This window comes from Lacipirellulaceae bacterium, assembly GCA_040218535.1.
GTDB lineage: Bacteria > Planctomycetota > Planctomycetia > Pirellulales > Lacipirellulaceae > Adhaeretor.
The window spans coordinates 1,400,886-1,423,913 of the sequence record JAVJRG010000005.1 but is presented as its reverse complement, the minus strand read 5'-3'; the positions used below and the strand labels follow the sequence as shown (position 1 = coordinate 1,423,913).

At 56.3% G+C, this 23,028-nt stretch carries 14 protein-coding genes; 9 read left to right on the top strand and 5 right to left on the bottom strand.

Going from position 1 to position 23,028, the window contains the following annotated elements:
* Positions 1 to 137 precede the first annotated feature (137 nt).
* Positions 138 to 1,415: a PQQ-like beta-propeller repeat protein gene (locus RIB44_06035; GenBank protein ID MEQ8616135.1), complete on the top strand. Its 1,278-nt coding sequence runs from the start codon at positions 138 to 140 to the stop codon at positions 1,413 to 1,415.
* A gap of 746 nt (positions 1,416 to 2,161) precedes the next feature.
* Here the strand turns inward: RIB44_06035 and RIB44_06030 are convergent.
* A complete protein-coding gene (locus tag RIB44_06030) occupies positions 2,162 to 3,049 on the bottom strand; it encodes a YdjY domain-containing protein (GenBank protein ID MEQ8616134.1) in 888 nt (295 codons plus the stop codon).
* A 253-nt stretch (positions 3,050 to 3,302) separates the two neighbouring features.
* Between RIB44_06030 and RIB44_06025 the strand changes: the two genes are divergently transcribed.
* From RIB44_06025 to RIB44_06010, 4 genes are all read left to right on the top strand, one after another.
* Positions 3,303 to 5,192, top strand: coding sequence for a hypothetical protein (locus RIB44_06025; protein MEQ8616133.1), 1,890 nt, complete (start codon positions 3,303 to 3,305; stop codon positions 5,190 to 5,192).
* Positions 5,193 to 5,209: 17 nt separating this feature from the next.
* Positions 5,210 to 5,911 carry a YggS family pyridoxal phosphate-dependent enzyme gene (locus RIB44_06020; protein ID MEQ8616132.1) on the top strand — a complete coding sequence of 234 codons (702 nt, stop codon included), beginning with the start codon at positions 5,210 to 5,212 and terminating at the stop codon, positions 5,909 to 5,911.
* A 248-nt stretch (positions 5,912 to 6,159) separates the two neighbouring features.
* A complete protein-coding gene (locus RIB44_06015) occupies positions 6,160 to 7,461 on the top strand; it encodes an efflux RND transporter periplasmic adaptor subunit (protein MEQ8616131.1) in 1,302 nt (433 codons plus the stop codon).
* A 64-nt stretch (positions 7,462 to 7,525) separates the two neighbouring features.
* Positions 7,526 to 10,756, top strand: a complete 3,231-nt coding sequence (locus RIB44_06010) for an efflux RND transporter permease subunit (protein MEQ8616130.1) — start codon at positions 7,526 to 7,528, stop codon at positions 10,754 to 10,756.
* Between the two features lie 38 nt (positions 10,757 to 10,794).
* Here the strand turns inward: RIB44_06010 and polX are convergent, their stop codons facing one another.
* From polX to RIB44_05995, 3 genes are all read right to left on the bottom strand, one after another.
* Positions 10,795 to 12,516 carry a DNA polymerase/3'-5' exonuclease PolX gene (polX, locus tag RIB44_06005; GenBank protein MEQ8616129.1) on the bottom strand — a complete coding sequence of 574 codons (1,722 nt, stop codon included), beginning with the start codon at positions 12,514 to 12,516 and terminating at the stop codon, positions 10,795 to 10,797.
* A gap of 167 nt (positions 12,517 to 12,683) precedes the next feature.
* A complete protein-coding gene (locus RIB44_06000) occupies positions 12,684 to 13,790 on the bottom strand; it encodes a hypothetical protein (protein MEQ8616128.1) in 1,107 nt (368 codons plus the stop codon).
* 551 nt (positions 13,791 to 14,341) lie between these two features.
* Positions 14,342 to 14,614 (bottom strand): DNA-directed RNA polymerase subunit alpha C-terminal domain-containing protein, encoded by a 273-nt coding sequence (locus RIB44_05995; GenBank protein ID MEQ8616127.1) that lies wholly within the window; start codon positions 14,612 to 14,614, stop codon positions 14,342 to 14,344.
* Positions 14,615 to 14,991: 377 nt separating this feature from the next.
* On the opposite strand from RIB44_05995, the gene RIB44_05990 reads away from it, so the two are divergent.
* Both RIB44_05990 and RIB44_05985 read left to right on the top strand, forming a co-directional pair.
* A complete protein-coding gene (locus tag RIB44_05990; protein MEQ8616126.1) occupies positions 14,992 to 17,286 on the top strand; it encodes a UvrD-helicase domain-containing protein in 2,295 nt (764 codons plus the stop codon).
* A 120-nt stretch (positions 17,287 to 17,406) separates the two neighbouring features.
* The gene (locus RIB44_05985; GenBank protein MEQ8616125.1) at positions 17,407 to 18,591 is read left to right on the top strand and encodes a hypothetical protein; all 1,185 of its coding nucleotides are present in this window, start codon (positions 17,407 to 17,409) and stop codon (positions 18,589 to 18,591) included.
* On the opposite strand, the gene RIB44_05980 is transcribed toward RIB44_05985, so the two are convergent.
* The gene (locus RIB44_05980; GenBank protein MEQ8616124.1) at positions 18,588 to 20,207 is read right to left on the bottom strand and encodes a hypothetical protein; all 1,620 of its coding nucleotides are present in this window, start codon (positions 20,205 to 20,207) and stop codon (positions 18,588 to 18,590) included. The two genes, RIB44_05985 and RIB44_05980, sit on opposite strands and share 4 nt — an antisense overlap.
* A gap of 244 nt (positions 20,208 to 20,451) precedes the next feature.
* Between RIB44_05980 and RIB44_05975 the strand changes: the two genes are divergently transcribed.
* The gene (locus tag RIB44_05975; GenBank protein MEQ8616123.1) at positions 20,452 to 21,639 is read left to right on the top strand and encodes a hypothetical protein; all 1,188 of its coding nucleotides are present in this window, start codon (positions 20,452 to 20,454) and stop codon (positions 21,637 to 21,639) included.
* Positions 21,640 to 21,751: 112 nt separating this feature from the next.
* Positions 21,752 to 22,948 carry a DUF6268 family outer membrane beta-barrel protein gene (locus RIB44_05970; protein ID MEQ8616122.1) on the top strand — a complete coding sequence of 399 codons (1,197 nt, stop codon included), beginning with the start codon at positions 21,752 to 21,754 and terminating at the stop codon, positions 22,946 to 22,948.
* The last annotated feature ends 80 nt before the right edge of the window (positions 22,949 to 23,028 follow it).

The window sequence follows — 23,028 nt, the reverse complement described above, 5'->3', positions numbered from 1 at the left end:
CACGGATGACAAGGATAGGATTCTGCTAATCGACGCGTTGCACCGCGCGACCGCTCCGTGGTAATTTGTAGACGCCTTAGCTGCAAGGTAGCTTGCCAGCTAGGGACCTGCCAATTCCCACGGAGGAGAGACCCCGCATGCCGCCCGCCTACTCGAAGCAGTACTTTTTTTCTATCTCCCTGCTCTTCCTAGCACTCACAACAAACCTTCAAGCCGAAGATTGGCCCCAATGGCGCGGGCCGCGACGCGATGGAGTCTCGAAGGAAACCGGCCTGCTCCAAGAGTGGCCCGCAGCGGGGCCGCCGCAGAAATGGGTTTTTAAGGATTGCGGCATTGGCTATTCGGGCCCGGCGGTTGTTGGAGACCGGATTTACATCCTCGGCTCACGCGATGGTGTCGAGAAACTGATTGCGTTAAACACGAACTCCGGCGAGGAGCTTTGGTTCACCGACATCGGGACTGAATTTGAAAACGGCTGGGGGAATGGACCTCGCAGTACGCCGACCGTTGATGGAGATCGTATCTACGCACTTGGTGCGCAAGGCAATCTCATTTGTGTGGAAGCACCTTCGGGCGAGCTGGTCTGGCAGAAGTCGATGGTTGACTTGGGTTCGAAAGGACCGCCTTTCTGGGGTTACAGTGAGTCGCCGTTGATTCACCAAGGGCATGTCATCGTCACTCCTGGTGGCAAGGAAGGAGCGATCGTCGCGCTCGACAAGTCAACCGGCGAGCTCGTCTGGCAGTCCGCTGAGCTCACCTCAGGCGCCCACTATTCATCCACCATGCTCACCCAGCGAAACGGCAAGGCGGAAATCGTTCAACTGCTGGTCGACAAAGGCGTCGGCGTTGATGCGGCGACCGGTGACATGCTTTGGCAGACTCCCTGGCCAGGGCGCGTGGCCGTTGTTCCGACGCCCATCCTGCGTGACAATCACGTCTACTTCACCAGCGGCTACGGCGTCGGCAGCATGCTCGTTTCTATTGACGCTCAGTACAACGTTGACGTTGCCTACGACAACAAGGTGATGAAAAACCACCACGGTGGCGTTGTCCTGATCGGCGACCATCTTTTTGGTCACTCCGACAAAGTCGGCTGGGTCTGCCAAGATTTCCTCAGCGGCAAGTCCGTCTGGCGCGAACGAGAAGCCCTCGGCAAAGGCTCAATCGCCTACGCCGACAACCGTCTCTACTGCTTCAGCAAAGACGAGGGGATCGCCGTCCTTGCCGATGCCTCACCCGAAGGCTGGAAAGAACACGGCCGTTTCACCCTAAGCCCGCTCAGCGAAATCCGCAAAGACAAAGGCCGCATTTGGACGCAGCCCGTTGTGAGCAACGGCAGGCTGTATCTGCGAGATCAGGATTTGCTCTATTCGTTTGATGTGAGTGATGGGAAGACGGGGTTGGCGGTGCAGTAGCAAAGGCATCACGCTTCGGTTACTAATCGATTCAGCCCCGAAGGGGCGCAACTACCATAGCCCAGGGCAAGACCATCACGAGCATAAGCGAGTGTGGTCGCAGCCCTGGGTAGGTTCGCAAGCTTGACCATCGGCCGAGCAAAGAGGCAACCAACCGACGGGACATTAACGAGGCCGATACGTGGCACGTTCAAGCCAAACTAATTGAGACCTAGATAACACTGACGCCGCAAATCCTTATTGTCGTCGCGCCTTTACAACGGTAAGAAACTCCAAACCCGTCGTTTTCTTATTCGCCATCTCGAAAGCGAGCGAATGGCCCCCGTAAAAGTGGAAGAATATCATTGTAAGTTCGTATTCTGTCTAAGAACGGAACTGCGACATTCTCTAGGAGTCCAGCGACAGTCTGTGCAAACCGATTACGCATATTAGATTCGTATTTACAGTTGAATCGTTGCTGATCCATTCCGACGCCTGCTGTTTCACTCAGCTTAGACCAGGAGTCGAGCGTAAACCCAAGATTATCGGGATATGTTTGAGCGAAGTCGTCGTAGAATCTCGGTGAAGTAGGAAACACATTCACATCGTACCATGCACATCGAGTTCCTGGATCCGGTAGAACTATGTGCAAGACATCCTCACTGATCTTACGTACGAAAGTGCAATGCATGGAATCCTCGCAGGAGAACCCATGTGGACTCAGTATTGTCCCAAATAGCTCACACGCGATTCTATCAAACTGACGTTTAGTTATTGGCTTCACTGTCACTTCCCTGCTCCTGAACAAACTTCGGCGTCAACACCAACCGAATCGGCGTCCCCAACGGCGGCACCTTCTTCGGATTCGCAGTAAAGATGAGCCCATCGTTCTGCTGGCTGCTCTCAATTGGCACGTCGAGCATTGCCGTGCTGAAGTTGCTGACGCAAATCACATCACCTGATTCGGCCAGGTAGTGTTCCTTGCCGGTTTGTTCGTCTTTCCAGAAACCGCTGCCGGCGAACACCCAGGGTTGGGTCATCGGTTTGTCCGTATTGCCGTCGATCACCCAATCCTGCGCGCGGGCCTGTTGCCACACGCCCTCTCGGTCGAGCCAGTGAACGGTGACCTCAATCTCCGTTCCTGTGGGAGGGAAAAACTGGGGCGTCGAATACGCGGTGGCAATGTCGGAGAAAAAAAAGTCGAACGCCAAAACGGGACGTAACTCGGGCAGGTAGATCGCTGTCTTGCCCGGCTTCGCTCCCACGGCAAGCAGCCCCGTGTGCATGAGAAAAGCTCGCGATTCGAGCGAGACCACTGCTTCATGCTCTTTGGTGCCCGCGATGCAGGCGAACATTTCCAGATAGCCCTCTTGAAGTGTCACATAGCCATCGACGATCACCGACCGCTTCTTTTTATCGACCCACACGCGGTCTGGCTCCGTAGGCGGAACTAGTAGAACGGCACCAACCGGGTCTGGCAATCTGGGTCTCTCCGCAGGTGAAAAATCGATGGCATCTTCCAGCGGCTCAGCTTCGCCTTCGGCAACGAGCGCAACATGCGCTTGCTCGGCTTCGTCAGCGTTTACTGGTGCAAGACTGAGCAAGCAGCAGAGAACGACCAGCCAGGCTAATCGCAGTTCGTTGATTCGTTCCATGAGCCATACTTCCTAATGAATCTGAGCTGGGAGAGATCGCCACCACACGACGAAACGGCTCTCACATTCTATCAAATCACGCTCGCCCTGAGTTAAAGGCACCCGAAGATTTCATACCCCTAGCCCCTGGGAGAATTACCCATCTGCGCGGTAAAATCCTTGCCATCGGATAAGTGAAACAACATAGTAGGCACTTCAGCGACTCTCAGTAACGTTTGCCCCTGATACTAGCCAGAACTCGACGCTTGAGACAATGTCACAAACCTTAGTTCCAACCAACTCGACCAACGGGGCCGTGAAACATTCCAACGGCACCCCGAACCTACTTGCTTCAGCAAGCCAGGCAAAGTTTTGGCGACGGGCCGCTCCGAAGAAGGCGAAAGAAGCACCCGAGAGCAAAGATAGCCCCTGGAAGAAACACCTGCAGGTCCGCAAAACACTGAAGTCAACTGAACTCTATCGAAGGACGCTTTCGCAATCGCCGCTAGGCTGGGGATTGAATCGAGAGTCACTTGCTCCTACGACTCTAGCGCTATTGAAGGCGAATGACGAGTCGCTCAAGGCAGGGAAGTCCGGGTTGAAAGGCAAGTCGCTCCGGCGAGCTGAAACAGCAGTCCAGTCGTGGTTGAAAGACTATCGAGAACTGCCGCAGAGTTTTGACGCCGCTTTGGCTTCGCTGGCGGTTGCAAGGATTCTGCCCGAGGTCGCCTCCGACTTAGACGGAGAAATTTGGTGGCAGGCGCTCGACGCCTTGTACGAAACCGCCGTTGCCGCCAGCTCTTGGCAGACGGATCTCGACCTCCCGCCGGAGAAGACACTTGCACAACAATTAGTTGCCGGTGAACTTCCGCTAACACTCGCCTATCTGTTTCCTGAAATGAAACCGTTGCACGATTTGCGCAGCGAAGCGCGAGAACGTCTCACAACGAACCTTGAAGAAGTGCTCAACGGCGAGGGACTTTGCCACGGAACACTGCTCACCGTTTGGCGACCTCTGTTGGCGAGTTGGACCCGTTCGGCAATCATCGGCGAAACGTTCAAGAAGAATGCTTGGTCGGCCAGTGCCGCCGCGCAGTACGCCTGGAGCGTTACCCAAGCGCTACGCTGGACACGAGCTGACGGCTCGCAGTTACTTGCCGCGAAGGAGGTCGCCTGGGAAAAAGATTTCGTCGCCACGATGCTCGACCTCGCCGGCGACGCGGCTGATCGGTCAGCGGCGACCGAGTCTTTGGGAAAAAAGATCTACTCCGATCCAAAGATCAAGAAGAACGCGGCCCTACCGGAAACGGCTGATCGCTGCGAGTGGGCCGGGCTTGCGATCTTACGCACCAATTGGTCGCGGAAAGCGGCTCGTGTGGCTGTCGACTTTTCGGGTTCCGCAATCCAGCTTGAGGTTTCAGCCGGCGGACGCACCTTGTTCGCGGGCCCCTGGGACTTTGGCAGCGAAGCGGACGGTACACTCCTCCGCCCCACGGGAACTTGGGAAGAGGTTTGCTGGTTCAGCGACGAGGAGGTGGACTACCTAGAGCTCTCCATTGATCTCGTCGGAGGCGGAACGCTTGAGCGACAAATCCTGTTGGCTCGCGATGACGACTTCTTACTGCTCGCAGACAACGTGATGCGTCCGCAGGCTGACCTCATCACTCACACATGGAGCCTGCCGTTGGCCGAGGGAGTCGCCTTCGAACCGAACAGCGAAACGCGCGAGGGACTGCTTGTTAGCGAGAAAGCCATTGGCAAAGTTCTTCCACTGGCACTTCCAGAATGGCGTGTCGATCCGCGCGGCGGAACGCTGGTTGCCGAGGTCGAAGAAGACAAGCCAACTCAATTGACTCTCCGTCAACAACAACCACTCGAAGCGATTTGCGCACCACTGTTCATCGATTTGAATCCACGCCGCGCCCAAAAGGAATGTACCTGGCGGCAACTCACGGTTGCCGAATCGTTAGAGACAGTCAGCCGCGATGTGGCCGTCGCATTTCGTGCACAGTGTGGGAAGGATCAGTGGGTCATGTATCGCTCTTTAGCCGACACAGCGAATCGCACCTTCATCGGTCAAAACATCTCTTCGGAGTTTTTCGTCGCGCGATTCTTAGCACCCGAGGGCGAGGCGGAAGAGCTCATCGAAATCGATGGTCGGTAGCGGACTCCTCCTCGAATATGGACGCAGCTAGCCCTCAAATCATCGCCGACAACTATCGTCGCGTGCAGGATCGCGTTGCCGAAGCTGCCCAGGCGGCGGGTCGCGACGCTGACGAAGTAAAGATCGTCGCCGTCAGCAAATACGTCGGTATCGAAGAAACGGCTGCGCTCTTCAACGCGGGTGCAAAACTTCTCGGCGAAAGTCGGCCCCAGCAACTCTGGGAAAAGCACGACGCACACGAGCTGCAAAACGCCGAGTGGCATCTCATCGGCCACTTGCAACGCAACAAAGCCGCACGCACCGCTGCTTGTGCGGATCTTATCCACAGCGTCGATAGTGCCCGCTTGTTGAAGGTGATCAACAAAGCTGCCTCGCAGAGCGGCAACACCAGCCGAGTCCTCCTTGAAGTCAACACTTCGGGTGACGCTGAAAAACATGGTCTCACCGCAGAGCAAACGCGCGAGCTTGTTGGTTCACTCGTGAATTACCCGCATGTGGAAGTCCAAGGCCTCATGACCATGGCCGCACGCGAAGGGGGTGTCGATGTCGCTCGGAAAAACTTCGCCGCATTGCGGGAACTACGCGGTAAGCTTTTTGCCGAATTCCGGCGCGTGAAGCTTCCAGAACTCTCAATGGGTATGACCGGCGACTTCGAGACTGCGATTGCCGAGGGGGCAACTCTGGTTCGTATCGGTTCGGCGCTTTTTGAGGGACTTTGATAGGCTCTTGCTAGTTGGTCACCATCGTGTCATTCCGAGCGAGCCCCAGTCCCGAGACATCGGGAAGGAATCTCGTCCGAACAAGAGTTCACACTAGATTCTTCGGTCGGCGAGCCTCCCGTCGGAATGACATCAGGTTGTTTCGCATCGTTTCTTTTGGCTCGCATTGCCGCCACCTGGCGTCCGATTTATGATGGAAGAACGTGCCCGCCAGTCACCCCCCGCCTCAGCCAGCCACCCTCGCAACCATGAAGCGTTTGACCGAGAAGTTTCTCCACTACGCGGTGCTCATCGCACTGACGATTTTCTCGGGCTGGGTGATGTGGCAAATGAGTCGTGGTGGGAAGGCAAATGGCAAGAGTCAAGTTGCCGTTGTCCGAGAACTCCCAGTCTCCACCGCACCGAAAGCGCCGGTCTCAATATCTTCGGTGGAACGCAAAGTCTGCGAAGTCACCATGACTTACGCAGGGAAGATCCGGCCGTGGGAAACCTTTTCCATTGGGTTTGAATCCCCAGGTCGCGTGACGTCATTGGGCAATAGCGAATCGGGGAGAACACTCGACGAAGGTGATCGTGTCAAGGCGGGTCAAGTTCTAGCCACGCTTGATGACCGCGTATTTCGCGCACAACGGGGCGAGGCAGTCGCACGACTTGAGCAGGCCTCTTCTGATTTGAAGCGCTCACAAAGGATCCGCGAACGCAACCCAGCCGCTGTGACCGATTCGCAACTGCAACGCCTGGTAACCGACGAAGCGATGGCCCGTTCGCAGTTGGAAGTCGTTACGAAAAACCTCGAGGATGCTACCCTACGCGCGCCCGTCGATGCTACGATTTCCCGCCGCATGGTCAATTCGGGCGAAACCGTCACCATGCAACAGATGGCGTTCGAACTGGTTCAGAACGAAGATGTCCTTCTGGTATTGAACGTCCCTGAGTCACGTATTCGTGAACTCGAAGCGCGACAGCGAGCGATCGAAAGTCGACAAGCCAGTGAATCGACCTCCCAAGAGGATCGCGTCTTCCGCGTGCATATTCAGCTCGAAGGCAAAGACACTTTCGGCAACCCTTGGCCGACGCTCGAAGGAGAGGTCTATCACATCGCGGAGGTTGCCGATCCACGAACGAGTCTCTTCGAAGTCGAGGTGCGAATCCCCAACGACGAGAGACTCCTCCGCCCCGGCATGGTCGCCACGGCTCAACTTGTGGTCGATCGGGTCGAGGGTTACGAAGTCCCAACTTTCGCGGTGATTTACCGTCAGGACAGAGCTTACCTCTACACCGTCGACAAGGAAGCCGTTGATCTTGAGATGCTCTACTGGTCGGTCGGCAAAGCGGACATCTATCGGGCTCGTAAGGTGGAACTAACCGACTGGGTCGATCAAGGAGAGCATGTCGTTGTCCCTGCAATCTGCGATGGCGAGGAGCTTAATCTCACGAAAGTCATCGTCCGTGGACAACACCGACTCGCCTCGGGGCAACTTGTTCGGATCACTGAGGGCCTGGAGTCGCCCGACGCACAGCCCTCGGTTCAAACGGCAGCAAAGCCATAACGAAACATCATCAGCCGCCGGGCGTTAGCTCCCGGTAACTCATGCAGCGGAAACACTAATTGCCGTGAAGCTTAGCTCACAAGCCATCGATCATCCTCGCTCAGTGTTGATCCTCACGATCCTAACACTGATGATGGCGTTCTACGCGGCAACATTCACGCCGGTCCAACGCACGCCGGCAATCACCAAGGCTGTCGTCCTGGTAGCGATCCCCTACCCTGACGCCCAGCCAAGCGAAGCCGAAAACGAAATCGCCCGCAAGGTCGAAGACGTCCTTGGCGAGCTGCAGAGCGTCGACTTTATCGCCTCGACGAACATGCGCGGGGCGAGCATTACGCAAGTCATTTTCCTTGACGGCGTCGATCCCGACGAGGCGAAACGCGAAGTCAAAGACCTCGTCGACCGCATCCGTAACGAACTTCCTCTAGGTCGCGAAATTCAGCCCGTCGTCACGAAGATCGACTTTGAGAACATGCCGCTGATGATGGTCACGCTGACGGGACCCGAAGGCTATGACGACCGCTCGTTAAAGGAAGTCGCCGAGGAAGTTGAAGAACGGATCAAGGCCGATATCGATGGCGTGGCAAGCACGCAGCTCTACGGTGGCAAAGAACGAGAGATCCACGTCAACGCGAACCCTGATCTATTGGCCGAGTACGGAATCACCCTCAATCAACTTCTCGAATCCCTGCGTGCCTTCAACGCGAAAATACCGGCTGGTTCGCTCGACACGGAAAACTACGATCGCATCCTGCGTGTCGAGGCCAAGTTCCGGGGCGTCGAAGACATCCGCGAAGCCATCGTCAGCAACGTCGGGGGACGGGCCATTACCGTTGACGATGTCGCGGACGTGATTGATACCCATCGTCGCGTGAAGAGTTTCTCGCAGATTGACGGTCGCGAATGCGCGACGATCATCATCTACAAAGAATCGAATATCAACACGCTGGGTGCCGCCCAAGCAATCAACTCCCTGGTCGAAGACCTCCGCCAGCAGTACCCCGACATCGACTTTGCGACGACCCGCGACACGTCCGAAGAGATCTGGGTCATGTTTCGTGTGCTGGGCTCAAGCGCTATTTTCGGCGCGATGCTCGTCCTGGTGATACTTGCATGGTCGATGGGCCTGCGGATTTCCATCCTCGTTCTCCTGGCGATTCCGTTCAGTTCCGCCGTCGCCTTGGTTTTCCTCTACGCCAGCGGCATCCCCGTTTCCAACATGGTGGTGTTCGCGTTTATTCTCGTGCTGGGGATGGTTGTCGACGGTGCCATCATTGTGGCGGAGAATATCCACCGCCACATCGAGCGCGGCGAAGACCCGATCGATGCCGCGAAAGTCGGCATTGAAGAAGTCGGCTTACCGGTCATCGCTGCCGACCTAACAACCGTCGCCGCGTTCGGCCCGATGTTGCTCGTTCCCGGCATCATGGGCGACTTCATGGGCGTGATGCCTAAAGTCGTAAGCGTGGCCCTGTTAGGTTCGGTACTGGTCGATCACTTCATCATCCCAACACTAGCGGCGCGTTGGTATCGGAAGCAAGAACCCAAAGATAGCGCGATCGCTGAAGAACAAAAAGCGAGTGGTGAGCTTCGCGTTCGGCCTAATTTAGGCTGGGGAACGCGGATCTACGCAGCGATCCTTCGCACGTCACTCGCCAACCGTGCTTCGGTTTTGATTCTTTGTTTTTTGGCCGTCGTCGGCGCTGGCAGGCTCTACAAAGAACTCGGCTTCGTCTTCTTCCCGACAAGCGATCGGGGGCAGTTCACCATTAAGTACGAACTACCGCTCGGTTACAGCATCGAGGAAACTCTCGCCGCCTCTGAAGTCGTGATCGAACCACTTCGCAAATGGGAAGAGATGGGAGTCATCAAGCACTACGTCTCCGCGATCGGCTCAGCCGGCGGCATGGCGATACGCGTTGATGAAGACTCTGCCTCGGGACCGGAGTTCGCGGAGATCATGGTCGAAATGCTTTCACCGCTTGACCGTGACGTCCACGAACAAGAAGTGATTGACGATCTTCGCCGAAACATCAAACTGCTGCCCGGCATGAAAATGTCCATCGAGCCTGTCGAAGACGGCCCGCCTGGCGGTGCGGATGTGGCGGTGCGATTGACGGGAGAAAACCTTGAGCAACTGGGTGACTTGGGGCAGATTATCGCGAAGAAGCTCGGCACCCTGCGTGGCACGCTTGATGCTTCGACGGACTACCGTCCTGACAATCCCGAATTGATGATCGAACCGAAGCCCGATGTGGTCGGTTTGTATGAGGGACTCAACGAGGCGATGATTGCCCGCGCGGTGCAAATCGCGATCGCGGGAGATCAGCAAATCCAACTGACGCTCGACGACGAGGATATCACCCTCCGTGTGCAGCTCGCCCCCGAGTTTCAAAAGTACCCAAACACCCTCGAACGCGTGATGATCGCCACGCCTGCCGGCCAGATGACTTCGCTAGCCAGTTTGGCCGAACTCAAACGCGGGACGAGCCTGTTCAGCATCAACCGCTATGAACGTGATCGCGCAGTCGTCGCGAAGTGCGATGTCGATAAGAAGTCGAAAACACCGGACGACATTTTCAAAATTCTTGCCGACGAGATTCTTCCCGAGTTAGGATTCAAACGAAGCGAGGAGAACTCAATGGTTTTCCTCGGCCAGCCACTTACTGAGTCGGAAGGCATCAAAGCGCAATTCACCGGCGAGAACGAAGAGCGTGATAAGAACTTCCGATACTTGCTGTACAGCATGATCATCGGCGTTGTGCTGATTTATGGCATTCTTGTCTGGCAATTCAACAGTTTCCGTCAAGGCGTGATCGTGATGATGACCGTGCCGTTAAGTTTCATCGGCGTCGTGCTGGGGATGTGGGCCTGCGGATTCCCCTTTAGCCTGGCTTCGTTCATTGGGCTGGTCAGTCTGACAGGCATCGTCGTCAATGATGCGATCGTGATGGTCGACTTCACCAACCAAGCTCGCGCCCGAGGCTTGAACGTCTACGACTCGCTCATCGAAGCCGGCATCAACCGCCTTCGCCCGGTGATGCTCACGACGATCACGACTATTGGTGGATTGCTTCCATTGCTGCTCAACATCTCCGGCGGAGCAGAATTTTGGCAACCGCTCACCGGGGCTGTCGTCTTCGGCTTGGCCTTTGCGTCCGTGCTCACGCTGTTGATCATCCCCGTTTGCTACAGCGTTTCGTACACATTCTTTGACGAATTGCGGGGGGTGAAAGACACGGCAGCAGCTCTACTACGACGTCGGCAAGTGACTTCTGCGGCGAAAGCGAAGTAACAATCGTGTCATTCTGCCGGGAGGCTCGAAACATCGTGTCACGTCAACAGCTTCTTAAACTCCGCCACTGATCGAGTATTCGCCACGTCCTCAGCCGTTAGCCCTGCTCGGCGTGCTTGGAGAATACCGTATCGCATCACGTCGAGGCCGCCTGTGTGGTGCGCGTCGGTGCTGATGACGATTGGCACGCCATGTCGTTTGGCCGCGGCGCAGTGGACATCGTCAAGATCGAGACGAGCCGGGTTGGCGTTGAGCTCTAACAACTTCCCCTGCTCTGCCGCGGCAGCGAACACCGCATCAATGTCGACTTCGTATCGTTCGCGACGATTGATTAGGCGTCCCGTGGGATGGGCAACGATATCGACATGCGGGTTTTCCAAGGCCCCCAGAATCCGCTCGGTGATTTGTTCGCGAGATTGGTTCTGCCCGTAATGGACGCTGGCGATAACCCAGTCGGCCTGCTCGAGCACTTCATCCGGCAGGTCCATGCCACCAGCTTCGAGAATGTCGCACTCAATGCCTTTGAGAATCTCCAATTCGGTCAGCTCCTCATTGAGCTGATCGACTTCTTTCCACTGCTTGAGCAAACGCTTACCGTCTAATCCGTTGGCCATCGAAACGCGTTTCGAGTGGTCGGTAATCGCGATGTATTCTAGTCCCTTGGCGATAGCCGCTTCAGCCATTTCTTCAAGAGTCGCCTTCCCGTCGGAAGCGTTGGTGTGCATATGCAGGTCACCACGTATGTCATCCAGCTCGATCAGCCTTGGCAAACCTTCGTCTGCCGCTAATTGAAACTCCTCGCGAGCCTCGCGCAATTCTGGCGGAAACCAAGGCAAGTCGAGCGCTGCATAAACTTCTTCCTCAGTCGCTCCTGCCAAGTACTTCTCCTCGTCGCCGTCGACTTCAAAGACGCCCCATTCGTTCACCTTCAAGCCGCGCGCTTTCGCTTGGCCACGCACCTCCACGTTATGGTCTTTCGAGCCTGTGAAGTACTGCAACGCAGCCCCAAATGAACGCTCGGGCACAACACGCAGGTCGACTTGCAAGCCGCTTTTCAATCGAACGGACATCTTGGTGCCGCCTCGGACGATCACTTCATCCACTGCCGGAAACTCTCCAAAACGGGTCATCGCTGCGGCACCGTCATCGGCGTCCACCAAGAGATCAAGGTCACCAACGGTCTCACGTCCTCGCCGATAACTGCCGGCCATCTGCATCCGCCGTACCCCTTCGATTCCTTCCATGTGGGCGAGTAGCTCTTGCACCACGCCATCCGCCTCCGCCCATTTGGTGCGAACATCGGCTTGCGCCGCGATATCGATTCCCTTGAGAATCGTCTCTTGCGTCTTCTTACCGAAACCCTTCAGATCCTTCACTTGGTCCGACTTACAAGCGGCTCGTAACTCGTCCAACGTGTTCACACCGAGTTCTTTATGAATCACCGCCGCTCGCTTTGGACCCAACCCTGGCACACGCAATATGGCCAACACGGTTGGTGGAATCTCCGCCAGCAGCTCATCGAGCATCGGCAGGCTGCCGGTCTTTAGCAGAGTCGTGATCTTCTCGGCCAAGTCCTTGCCAATGCCGTCAATTGAAGTCAGACCCTCATCCGACTCGGCCAACGCTGCAAGCGGCTGGCTCAAGTCGCCAATCTTGCGGGCTCCGTTCCGGTAGGCGCGCACCCGAAAAGGATTTGCGCTTTGAAATTCCAGGAGATCAGCGATTTGATCAAAGACAGCGGCAATATCACGGTTAGTCATTTTCTTGGCTATCGGTTTCGGGCTATCGGTTATCGGCAAGTATGTTGCGTTTAGTTTAGACTGCTTAGCCGACAGCCAATAGCCGATAGCAGACAGCCAAAACGAAAAACGCCCCGGCAGCTTGGAAGCCGCCGAGGCGTCTGGGTCTCTAATTTTTTTGAAATGGATTAGCGATCACGCTTAACCGCACGCCAGCCAACGGCGTCAATCTCAGCCTGCGTGGGAGCCTGCTTCGCCACCTGACGGTTGCTAACTTGGCTTCCACGAGCGCTGTTCTTCGAGTAAACGGCGTTCCAAACATTCACGCTTGGGCCACGTGCCGTCCGCTCGCTCACGGGGACGTTCCACCGTGGGTACGGACTGTTGGCGGCTGGATCGTCTTCCTCTTCGGTGGCGTTATCCGGAGAATACAGACCGGGCCATCCATCATCCGTTTCCGGTTCCTCAGAAAGTTCTTTCTTGAGGATCGACTGCTCAGGTTCGTCCGCTCCGCGATAGCCGCTTTTGCGTTCGCTACCGTAGCCACGGTAGGCATCGCGTTCACGTTCGAGTTGTTCGATCCGGTCACGGAGCGTTTCCAACTCACGGGCGTTGGCGAGTGCTTCGCCACGGTAGTAGGAAAGCTGCGGGTCGGCTTCTGGCTTCAAAGAAGGCTGTGGAGTTGGTGGATCGCTTGATGCCTGAGATCCACTCTCTCGCCAACTCCCTGCATCTTCGTAGGCGTAGTCGGGCACGCTGGAGCCGGCTTCGCAGTTGGAGCAACCACCAACGGGCTCACTGTAAGCTGCTTGTGCGACGCCACAGTCGCTGCAAGTTGCCGCTGGCGTGTAGTTGCAAGTTGACCAACCGGTGTCAGCGATTACCGGACGCAATACGACCGGGCGATAGACGCGCCGCTGGAGCGGAGCATAAGCCGTCACGTAAGGCGTGTAGCTCGCGGTGTAAGGAGTGTAACTAGCTGTGTAAGGTGCATAGCTCGCAGTGTACGGCGTGTAGGCGGCCGTATAATTGTAGGGAGCATACGCAGCGGTCGTGTAGGTTGCGGTCGCAGGTGTCTGTGCTCGCCAGGAACGCATGCGCAACCGATCCAATAAACGCCCCGGGTACCAACCGGTTCTTTCTTGGGCAACCACAGTCGCTACTGGCTGTACTGGTTGGTAGGCAACCGTTGGTTGGACACACGTGTCGCACTGAGCTGTCGCAACGCTTGGGCTCATCATGGAAGCAACGCAGAGTGCTACAGCAGCCAAAGCAAGGGTGAAGTTACGATTCATTTTTATCTCGCATTCAAATGGGTGTGCGCTTGTCGCACATTACTTAGGGTTGGCCCTACTACGACCTTGGAATGAAAGGTCGCCATCATTTAGGTTTACTCTCCCGAGCCCCCTGTTGGCAATCATTTTCTTGCGTCAGGCACTCGATTATCCGCAAATACAGCTTAGAGAGACTCTAACAACTGGGAAAAGTTCAGCGACAAGCGAAGCTATCATGCCCAGTGCTGGCTGTCGCGAACTACGCCCGGCGGCCATTCACTCTCCAAGGCTAGGCTTCTAAGTAATGTAGCTTGCGGCAAGTGCGCGGCAGGCAATTTCTCGCAATAAGCCGGACAAGGCTTTGCCCTGAATCGAGATGTTGCCAAAACGCAACATTGCTCGACGGGATGTTTCCCGATGACAGCACCGGAAGCACCAATCGCAGGCAAAATCATTACGAACCGAGAGCGCAGTTCGTTCGCGAACGAAGAAAGAAAGCGGGCGACAGCCGAGACACTTAAGTCAGACACGCCGCTTGCGGCTTAGCCGGGACAACCTCTTACCGAGCTGTCTTACCGAGGATAGCGCTTCGCCGGTTGAGGACGATGAAACCCAATCCGTTCGAGCGCCTTGTAGACCTCTTCGAGCGTCTTCTCACCAAAGTTCGAGATACTTAGCAACTCTTCCCGCTTGGTTTGCAGCAAGTCGCTGACGGTAAAGATGCCTTTTTCCTCAAGGCAGTTGGTCGTGCGAACGGCCAAGCCAATCTCGGCGGTGCTCATCTCTAGGCGATCCTTCATGCCCTGATTAGCCAGCTCAGCTTGATTCAACGGAATGCGTGTCATTCGGGACTCCTTCCCCATCATTGGATACGAAAAGCGAAGGGCGAGACCTCCTCACCACAGCCAGCAATATAGCAAAAGTTGTGCTTGCATTACCAAGAAAAATGCCACGGCTAGACAGTTTTTGAGTGCCGAGGCAACAAGTGCTAGCATTGCCGCCTGTGGCCAGTAACGCTTAGGATTGAGGTTGGGCAAAAGCAAAATTAGTCGGCTGCTTCACCCTCCCTTTAGGAGGGTTGGACGCGGTAGCGGCCGGGGAGGGAGATGCCTAGATTTGCTCAACAATATTGGCTCAGCTACACACCCTCCCCGACGCTGAGACGTCGACCCTCCCAAAGGGAGGGTAATGTCGAACATAGTTTCATTTAGTAAGGACAGACGTGGACCGACTCCTCGACCCCCTCAATCCCGCGCAGCGCGAAGCCGTCCAGCATATCGATGGGCCCATGCTTGTCCTCGCCGGCCCTGGCAGTGGCAAGACCCGTGTCGTGACGCACCGCATCGCACACCTGATTCGCGAAGGGGTTCCCGCTTCGCAGATTCTCGCGCTGACGTTCACCAACAAAGCAGCGGAGGAAATGAAGAACCGCGTGCAAGAACTCGTGCCGGGCGGGCGGACGTGGGTCAGCACGTTTCATCGCTTCGGAGCGCGGTTACTGCGCGAGTATGCGGAGCTGGTCGGTCTCACCCCCAACTTCACGATCTACGACACGAGCGATTCCAAACAGACGCTCAAACGTGTGATCGAAGCCGGCAAGTTCCGTACGATGCACTACTCGCCTGATCGCATTGCTGCGGCGATTTCCAATGCGAAGAACAAACTCGTAACCGCCGATCGCTATGAGCCACGCACCGGCAGTCCGCTGAGTCACATCGTTGCGGAAGTGTACCCGGCGTATCAGCAACGCTTGCTCGCCAGCAGCGCGGTCGACTTCGACGATTTGCTCTTGCATCTGGCAAACTTGCTTTACACCAACAGCGAAGTGCGGGCGACGCTCGACGCGCGGTTCCGTTACGTGCTTGTCGACGAGTACCAGGACACCAACCACGCCCAGTATGTCATGCTCCGAGCGCTGTCGGTTGATCACCCGAACCTCGCTGCCACAGGCGACCCCGACCAAAGTATCTACGGATGGCGTGGTGCCGACATCAATAACATCCTTCAGTTCGAGAACGACTTTCCCACCGTCAAAGTAGTGCGGCTCGAACAGAATTACCGCAGCACGCCGAACGTGTTGCGCGTGGCGGACCAACTGATTCGCTGCAACCTCAAGCGGAAGCAGAAGTCGTTGTTCACTGAACGGGACGAAGGCTCGGCAGTACGGCTTGTGCAATACTCCAACCAAGATGATGAAGCCCAGCAAATCGCTGAGTCGATCGCGCAGCAGATTGCCGAGGGCAGTCGAACTGCCAGCGACTTTGCTATTTTTTATCGCGTGAACGCGCTGTCACGTTCGTTGGAACGTGGCCTCCGCGATGCGGGGGTTCCTTATCAAATGATTCGCGGCTTGGAGTTCTATCAACGCAAGGAAATCAAGGACGTTCTCGGCTACTGCCAGTTAATCAACAACCCACGCGACGACCAGGCGGTCTTACGAACCATCAACACGCCAACCCGTGGCATTGGCCGTAAGACTGTGGACCTTGTCTCCGAGTACGCCTACATCCACGGGCTTCCTTTGCTTGACGCCGCTCGTGAAGCCATGCAGATCGAAGGGCTAGCAGCGCGCTCCGCCAAGAAGACTCTCGCCTACGTCGAACTTGTCGACCGCCTCAACAAGCTCGCAGGTGATGAAATGGAGGCAATCCTGGGTACGATCCTCGAAGAAACAAAGTATAGAGAACCGCTGCAGGAAAGCGAATCCGAAGAGGACATGAACCGCCTGGCGAACATCGAAGAACTATTGACCGACGCGCGGCAGTTCGATGAAAAGAACCCCGGCGGCGGGCAGTTGGAAACGTATCTGGAAAACGCCTGGCTGGTGAACGACACCGACGATTGGCAAGACGACACGGATAAGGTCACGATGATGACGCTACACGCCGCGAAGGGTTTGGAGTTCCCGGTGGTTTATCTAGTGGCCGTCGAACAGGGGCTCCTGCCGCATGAGCGCAGCATCAACGATGAGAATCAGATGGAGGAAGAACGCCGCCTAGCGTTCGTCGGCATCACGCGTGCGGAAGAGCAGCTTCAACTCAGCTACGCCGTCCATCGCGACTTCCGCGGCCAACGCCGCCGTACCGTGCCCAGCCCGTTCTTGCTGGAGCTGCCCCGTGAAGAGATGGAGCTCGTCGAACCGCAAACTGATTCCTTCGGATATCCAACTGATTGGGACGACTTCGACGAAGAGGATGTGGGCTCCGCTTCCTTCGATGAATTTGACCAGAGCAGTGCTGAACCGCCGGAAGAAGAAACTTCGACTCGGCCGCGTTGGAAGGTCGCCGCCAGCCAAGTCACCACCGCGGCACAACTTGCTGGCAAAGAAAAACAGCAAGTCGCTAAGGCTGATCCGAACTTGTTCAAACAAGGCATGACGGTCAAACACCCCGAGTATGGTCCTGGGAAAATCGTTGCCCTGAGTGGATCAGGAGACAACCGCCGCGCGACGGTTCGTTTCGCGACCGCGGGAGAGAAGCGGTTTGTGCTGGCTCATAGTCCGCTACATCCTGCCTAAATACTGCAACACCACACTCCGTGTGGTGCGCTGTTCGTAGTGCCTACCACGCGGAGCGTGGTTTTACGGGTGGCCAAACTTTGCGACTGAATCGAAAATCACTTCTGCTACAATGAGGCCATGAGCAACGGTTGGTTCCCAAAATTTGTCTTCGCATCATGCCAGTACGGTGCCGAGGTCGTCATCAAGAACGACGTCACTAAGAGACAGCCTGAGTTGCGTCTTGCCTTTTCGCGTCCTGGCTTCATTACGTTCAAGCTTCCCGAAGGTCTCATCGACTGGCAGTCTGCCCTGCCAAGCTCTCCCTTCGTGCGAGGAAGCGGGTTTTCATTGGGCAAGGTCAGCGGCGAAACCGCAAGCGCTGCGGCGGAGGCGGTTTGGGAGTTGCCTGATCTGCAGGAGTTCCTACGCACGCAAACTCCAGTCGACATCCATGTTTGGCAAAGAGATGCAGCGACGCCGGGGAAGCGCGGATTCGAACCCGGAGTGACCGCACTCTCTGAGGAAGTGCGATGCTTGCTCGGGGAAACTACGCCCGTTGAACCGCTTCGAGAAAAGGCTAATTCCCAAGCTACTGTGAGCCCGCGGAACCGCTGGGTACTAGACATTGTCCTAGTTGAGCCGAATGAGTGGTGGATCGGATGTCACCGGACGGACAAACGCGCCGATTGCTGGCCCGGCGGAGTCCCCGACATTGAACTCCCCGACGATGCTGCGAGCCGTGCCTATTTGAAAATGGCAGAGTCACTTGAATGGTCCGCCCTGCCAATCTCACGAGGCGACAAGTGCGTCGAAATCGGCTGTGCCCCCGGCGGTGCCGCGCAGCGTTTGCTGGAAAGTGGTTTGCAAGTCGTTGGCGTTGATCCGGCAGAAGTGGCAGAGAGTGTGTTGAAACACCCTGCGTTTCGCCACCTGCAAAGACGCGCGATCGATGTCCAGCGCAAGGAATTCAGCAATTCGAAATGGTTGTTTTCCGACATCAACGCAACCCCAGCCTACACATTGGACGCCGTCGAGGCGATCGTCACCCACGCCAGCAGTTCCGTGCGCGGCATGATCCTCACGCTGAAGCTAACGAATTGGGAACTCGCGGAAGAACTCTCCGAAGTCGTCAAACGAGTGAAGTCATGGGGTTACCGCGATGTGCGACTGCGGCAGTTGGCGTTCAACGGCAAAGAAGTCTGCCTCGTCGCACTGCGTAGCCGCGGGCAAAGGCGCTTGCGAAGACGCCGAACCACAGGGAAGCGTCATCGCGTGGATGGGCCGCATTCAACCGTCCGCGGGCCGAAGTCCTCGACCTCCTAACAAGGCTTTCGGGACCGCTGGCTTCTCAAAAGACCCAACCCAGCGATGAGGATCAGCAAACTCGCCCCGCCCGGTTCCGGTACGGCGACGACGTTCGAGATGAACACACCGTGAGTTCCATCGGTGAAGGTGGCCGCGAAAGTGATCTGTCCGAGATCGTTAATCCCTGAGCCACGACCATCGGCACCGCCGCTGTTAGCTCCGCGGTGGAAAATGACTCGCTGCACGTCACGAAAGTCACTCGGTGCGACCTCTAGCTGGTCACCCTCTTGGACGATGAGTTGTAAGTTCCCCTCGGGATCGGTTGCCCAGAGCGATCCGAAAGTACTCGTTTGATCTTGAACGCCGGTAGTAAATGCCAACTGCCCCTTGGCGTTCATGGCCGGCGTGTTGCGGAAGAATCCCGTGAACACACTACCGGTTCCAGGTGCCTCACTCCCCTGGAAAGCAACAAGCTCGAGGTCCCCAGGCTGGCCAGCAATCAACACCGAACGCCTGTTCTGCCCGTCGAGATCAGCCAGTGAACCATAGAACGCCACCTTCCCTTGGTCGTTAATCACCGCTTCGTAACTAAAGCCACTAAATACTTGCCCGCTGGTATCTCCTGGCAAGGTATCTCCAGAGAGAAGAACCGAATGAACACCCGCATCACTTACGATCCAGACACCAAATCTGCGATCGTCCGGATCATCGATCCCCGCACGAAAGATAACCTCACCACGCCCATTGATGCCGTCAGGCTGAGAGAACGGGGTAATGGTGGCGTCGACGCCAACCTGAGGAACAGGCGTGTTGGGGCCTACCAAGACCTCCAATGAATCTTTGCTCGCCGCAAAGATCGCGGAGGTGCTGAAGTTGTCGTTCAGGCGTGAATTGAAAACCGTTGTACCAGCATTGTTTAGCAGACCGGGTGTCACGCCTCGCGGATTGAGCGTTAGAATGTCGCCCGAGTCGAGGACTTGGTCGTCTTCGGCTAGGAGATTGAGTTCTCCCTGCGGCGCGTCGTAAAGCCAATAGCCTAACTTCAATGGAGCAAGCCGGTCCTGCCGAGTACTCGCAGAGAAAACCGCATCGCCATTTTCGTTGAGCGGCATCGCTCGCGAAAACTGAGGTACTCTCTCAAAGACGTTACCGGGCATCCCGCTGGGAGCAGCGTCGCCTGAGATGGCAATCGGGGTCGTTCCAAGCGGTCCGGCTACCCATAGACCGTTAGGTCCATTAGTTAGACCGCCTGAGACCACCACTTGGTTGGAATCGTTCAACGGCGGAGGTACTGACGGATCGTTGATGAAAGTCGTCGTCGTCCCCGCGGGTGCCCCTGGCAGCTGATCGCCGCGTTGGGCTAGCGGCTGGAGCTGATTGGCATCTCCCCACCAGAGGCCGTTACTTCGCACAGTCATTTCAGGGGTATCGGCCTGCGTGTCGGCGAAGAAAGCAACCTTTCCCTGAGCATTGATCGACGGTGTTTGGAAAAGGGAAAAGTCGCCACCAATGTTGTCCCCCGGGGCGGGAGTGTCACTTAGGGCAACCGTTACTAAGTCACTGGCCGTCGCAACGGTCGCCGTGCCCAAGAGGATTCCGATTAACAACGCGGCGAAGACGATGGGACGATTCATGAGACTGCCTCACTAGCTGGCCTTGAATGAATTCTCTCACAACTAGACAGCATTCTACCACGAAGGCAGATGTGGTAGCTAGCACGGGTTTTGGCCACTACCCCCAGCGTTTTCCAGGCATTGACCAAAGTGATCGATCTTGACCCCGGAAACCGTGTTTTGGTATCTGTCTGCTCCCGCTGCAAGCAGTCATACAAGCCCGCCTTGGGCAGTTGGTTTGCGAATTTGTTGGAAGAGGTCTGTTGTGCTCAGGATATCGAAAACTTATTCGCCGGCGACCGCCTTTCCGTGGTTGGTCGTGATCGCGATCTCTCTCATCATTGATGAGACAGCCTTCGGCCAACGCGTCCAGTTCCCCTCTTCGGTTGGGGGCTACAATCCGCCAACTCCTGCACCCTCGCTACCTTCCTACGATCCGTACAACAACTCGTCGTTAGGCGCACCACCTGCGGACGTTCCTTACAACTACGGCCCGCCAACAACTTACGGCGGGAACGCCAATCCCTTTGGGCCGGCGGTGGACTATTCCGCTCAGCCACAGGCATCGGGAACGCTGCTCGGGAACAATCCACCAGTGGCCTGGCAGTCAGGCACTTACGACTATCAAAACTCCGATGGCACCGTTTCCCGACTGCAACGCTTCCTGCAACAAATTAGCTTCGAGCATACCTGGCTCGCTGGCGAGCACGTTGATGAGGAACTGGAGATCAACCGCACGGAACTTGCTGCCACGTTTGGTATCCCCATTTTCTACAACCCAGATACGCCGCTGTTGGTGACCCCCGGTTTCGCATTCAACTGGCTGGAGGGCCCGGTCGACGCCAACACCCCAACCGCCGACCTGCCCCCGCGAATCTACGATGCTTATCTCGATACGGCCTGGCATCCGCGATTTACTGATTGGCTTTCGGCCGACCTTGGGTTCCGAACTGGCGTGTGGACCGACTTCGACGAGGTGAACAGCGACTCCGTCCGCTATCTCGGTCGCGGCTTGGGCGTGCTTTCCTTTTCGCCCAACTTGGATCTTCTTGCGGGCGTTTGGTATCTCGACCGCAACGATATCAAGCTCCTTCCCGCCGGTGGTATCCATTGGCGACCGAACTCCGAGTGGGATGCGTACCTTGTCTTTCCAAATCCTAAAGTGCGAAAACGATTCGTGAATATCGGTTCGAGCCAATGGTGGTACTACTTCGCTGGTGAGTACGGCGGTGGACGCTGGACTGTGCAGCGAGCCAACGGCATGGCGGACGACATCGACATCAACGACATCCGCGTCATCTTCGGCTTTGAATGGGAAACACAAACCCAGGCGCGCGGTCACGTTGAGGTTGGTTACGTTTTTGAGCGCGAGATTCTCTTCGCTGGCACCAACGCACCGCCACGGTACGAATTAGACGATACCGTGATGGTTCGGGCTGGTGTTGACTTTTGACGCTTCTTTTTTGGCCACGGATGAACACAGATACCACAGATGTTAGTTTGCGAATCGTCAAAAGCGGTATCGTCACTGCTAGAACTTTCCTTGACCTGTTGAGTTTCTAGTTTTGAATCATCTGCGTTTATCGGCGTTCATCTGCGGCTTATTTTTTTGCCTCGCGGTAACTTCTTTTGCTCAGGAAGATGACCGTAACATTCGTTGGGATGGCAGCTATCTCCCCAAGGTGGTTCCTGGGGCCACGTTCGGGACGCTTCGCCAAGCAACCCCGGTGGTTGGCAGTCCGGTGAAGCCGGTCACAAGTGCCAACTCTTATGGGGGCGACTTGGTACAAGGCGCGCCTGCTTCTGCAGTCACGATTCCTACGGCGGTTTCCTCCACGGAAGATGTGGTGATGCTCGACGAATTGGTGCCTCTCGACACCAGTCCAATTCGCACGGCTTCCTTGAATACGCAGACCATTCCCAACGGCGAAGAGCTGGTTGATCCCCAGGCAACTCAATTACCTCCAGGGGTTCGCAAGGGTCTGTTTCAAAAGTTCCGGATGACTGGCACCTGGGCACCGACGCTGTCTGATGAGCCAGACACGCTTGGTGTTACGGATTTTGATGCCAGTGTCGTCTTGGGGATACCGTTCATGACGATTCAAAGTCCTCTACTCATCACTCCACGGTTCGGAATTCACTTTTTCGAAAATGCCGCAAGCAACGATTTGCCTAACCGCGTTTACGACGTGGCTACTGAGTTTCGACACTTGCGCAAGTTTGGTGACGGCCCTTGGGCGATGGATGCGGCGGTGTCCGTTGGTTACTACAGCGATTTCGACCAAGACTCTGGCGATGCCACTCGCGTTAACGGTCGGCTGCTTGCCGTTTACGAATCATCACCTGCGGCGAAGTGGATCTTCGGAGCGGTTTATCTGAACCGTGCGGGCAACAGTCTCTTTCCGGCTGCCGGCGTTATCTATACGCCGGATGATGCAACGAAGTACGAGCTCATTTTCCCACGCCCTCGCGCTGCTTGGCAATTGGCAGGAAGTACTCCCAATGATGCGCGTTGGCTCTACATCGGCGGCGAATTCGGTGGCGGCGTCTGGTCGATCACTCGACCCTCGACAGGGATGCTCGATACCGTGAACTATAACGATCTCCGGTTGCTAGTTGGCTTGGAACGCAAACGGCTGGGCGGGATCTCCCATCGGTTGGAGTTCGGCTACGTGTTCTATCGCGAGCTGGAATTCGAGCGACCGGCTACCGAGTTGCAACTCGACGATACCGTGTTTGTGCGGGCCGGCTTGAGTTACTAGCAACCGTTCATCATGATCGTAGCCCGACTCGAGTGCAGGGAGTCACACTTACTGAGTTTCTTCCTGGCTTACGCTTCAGA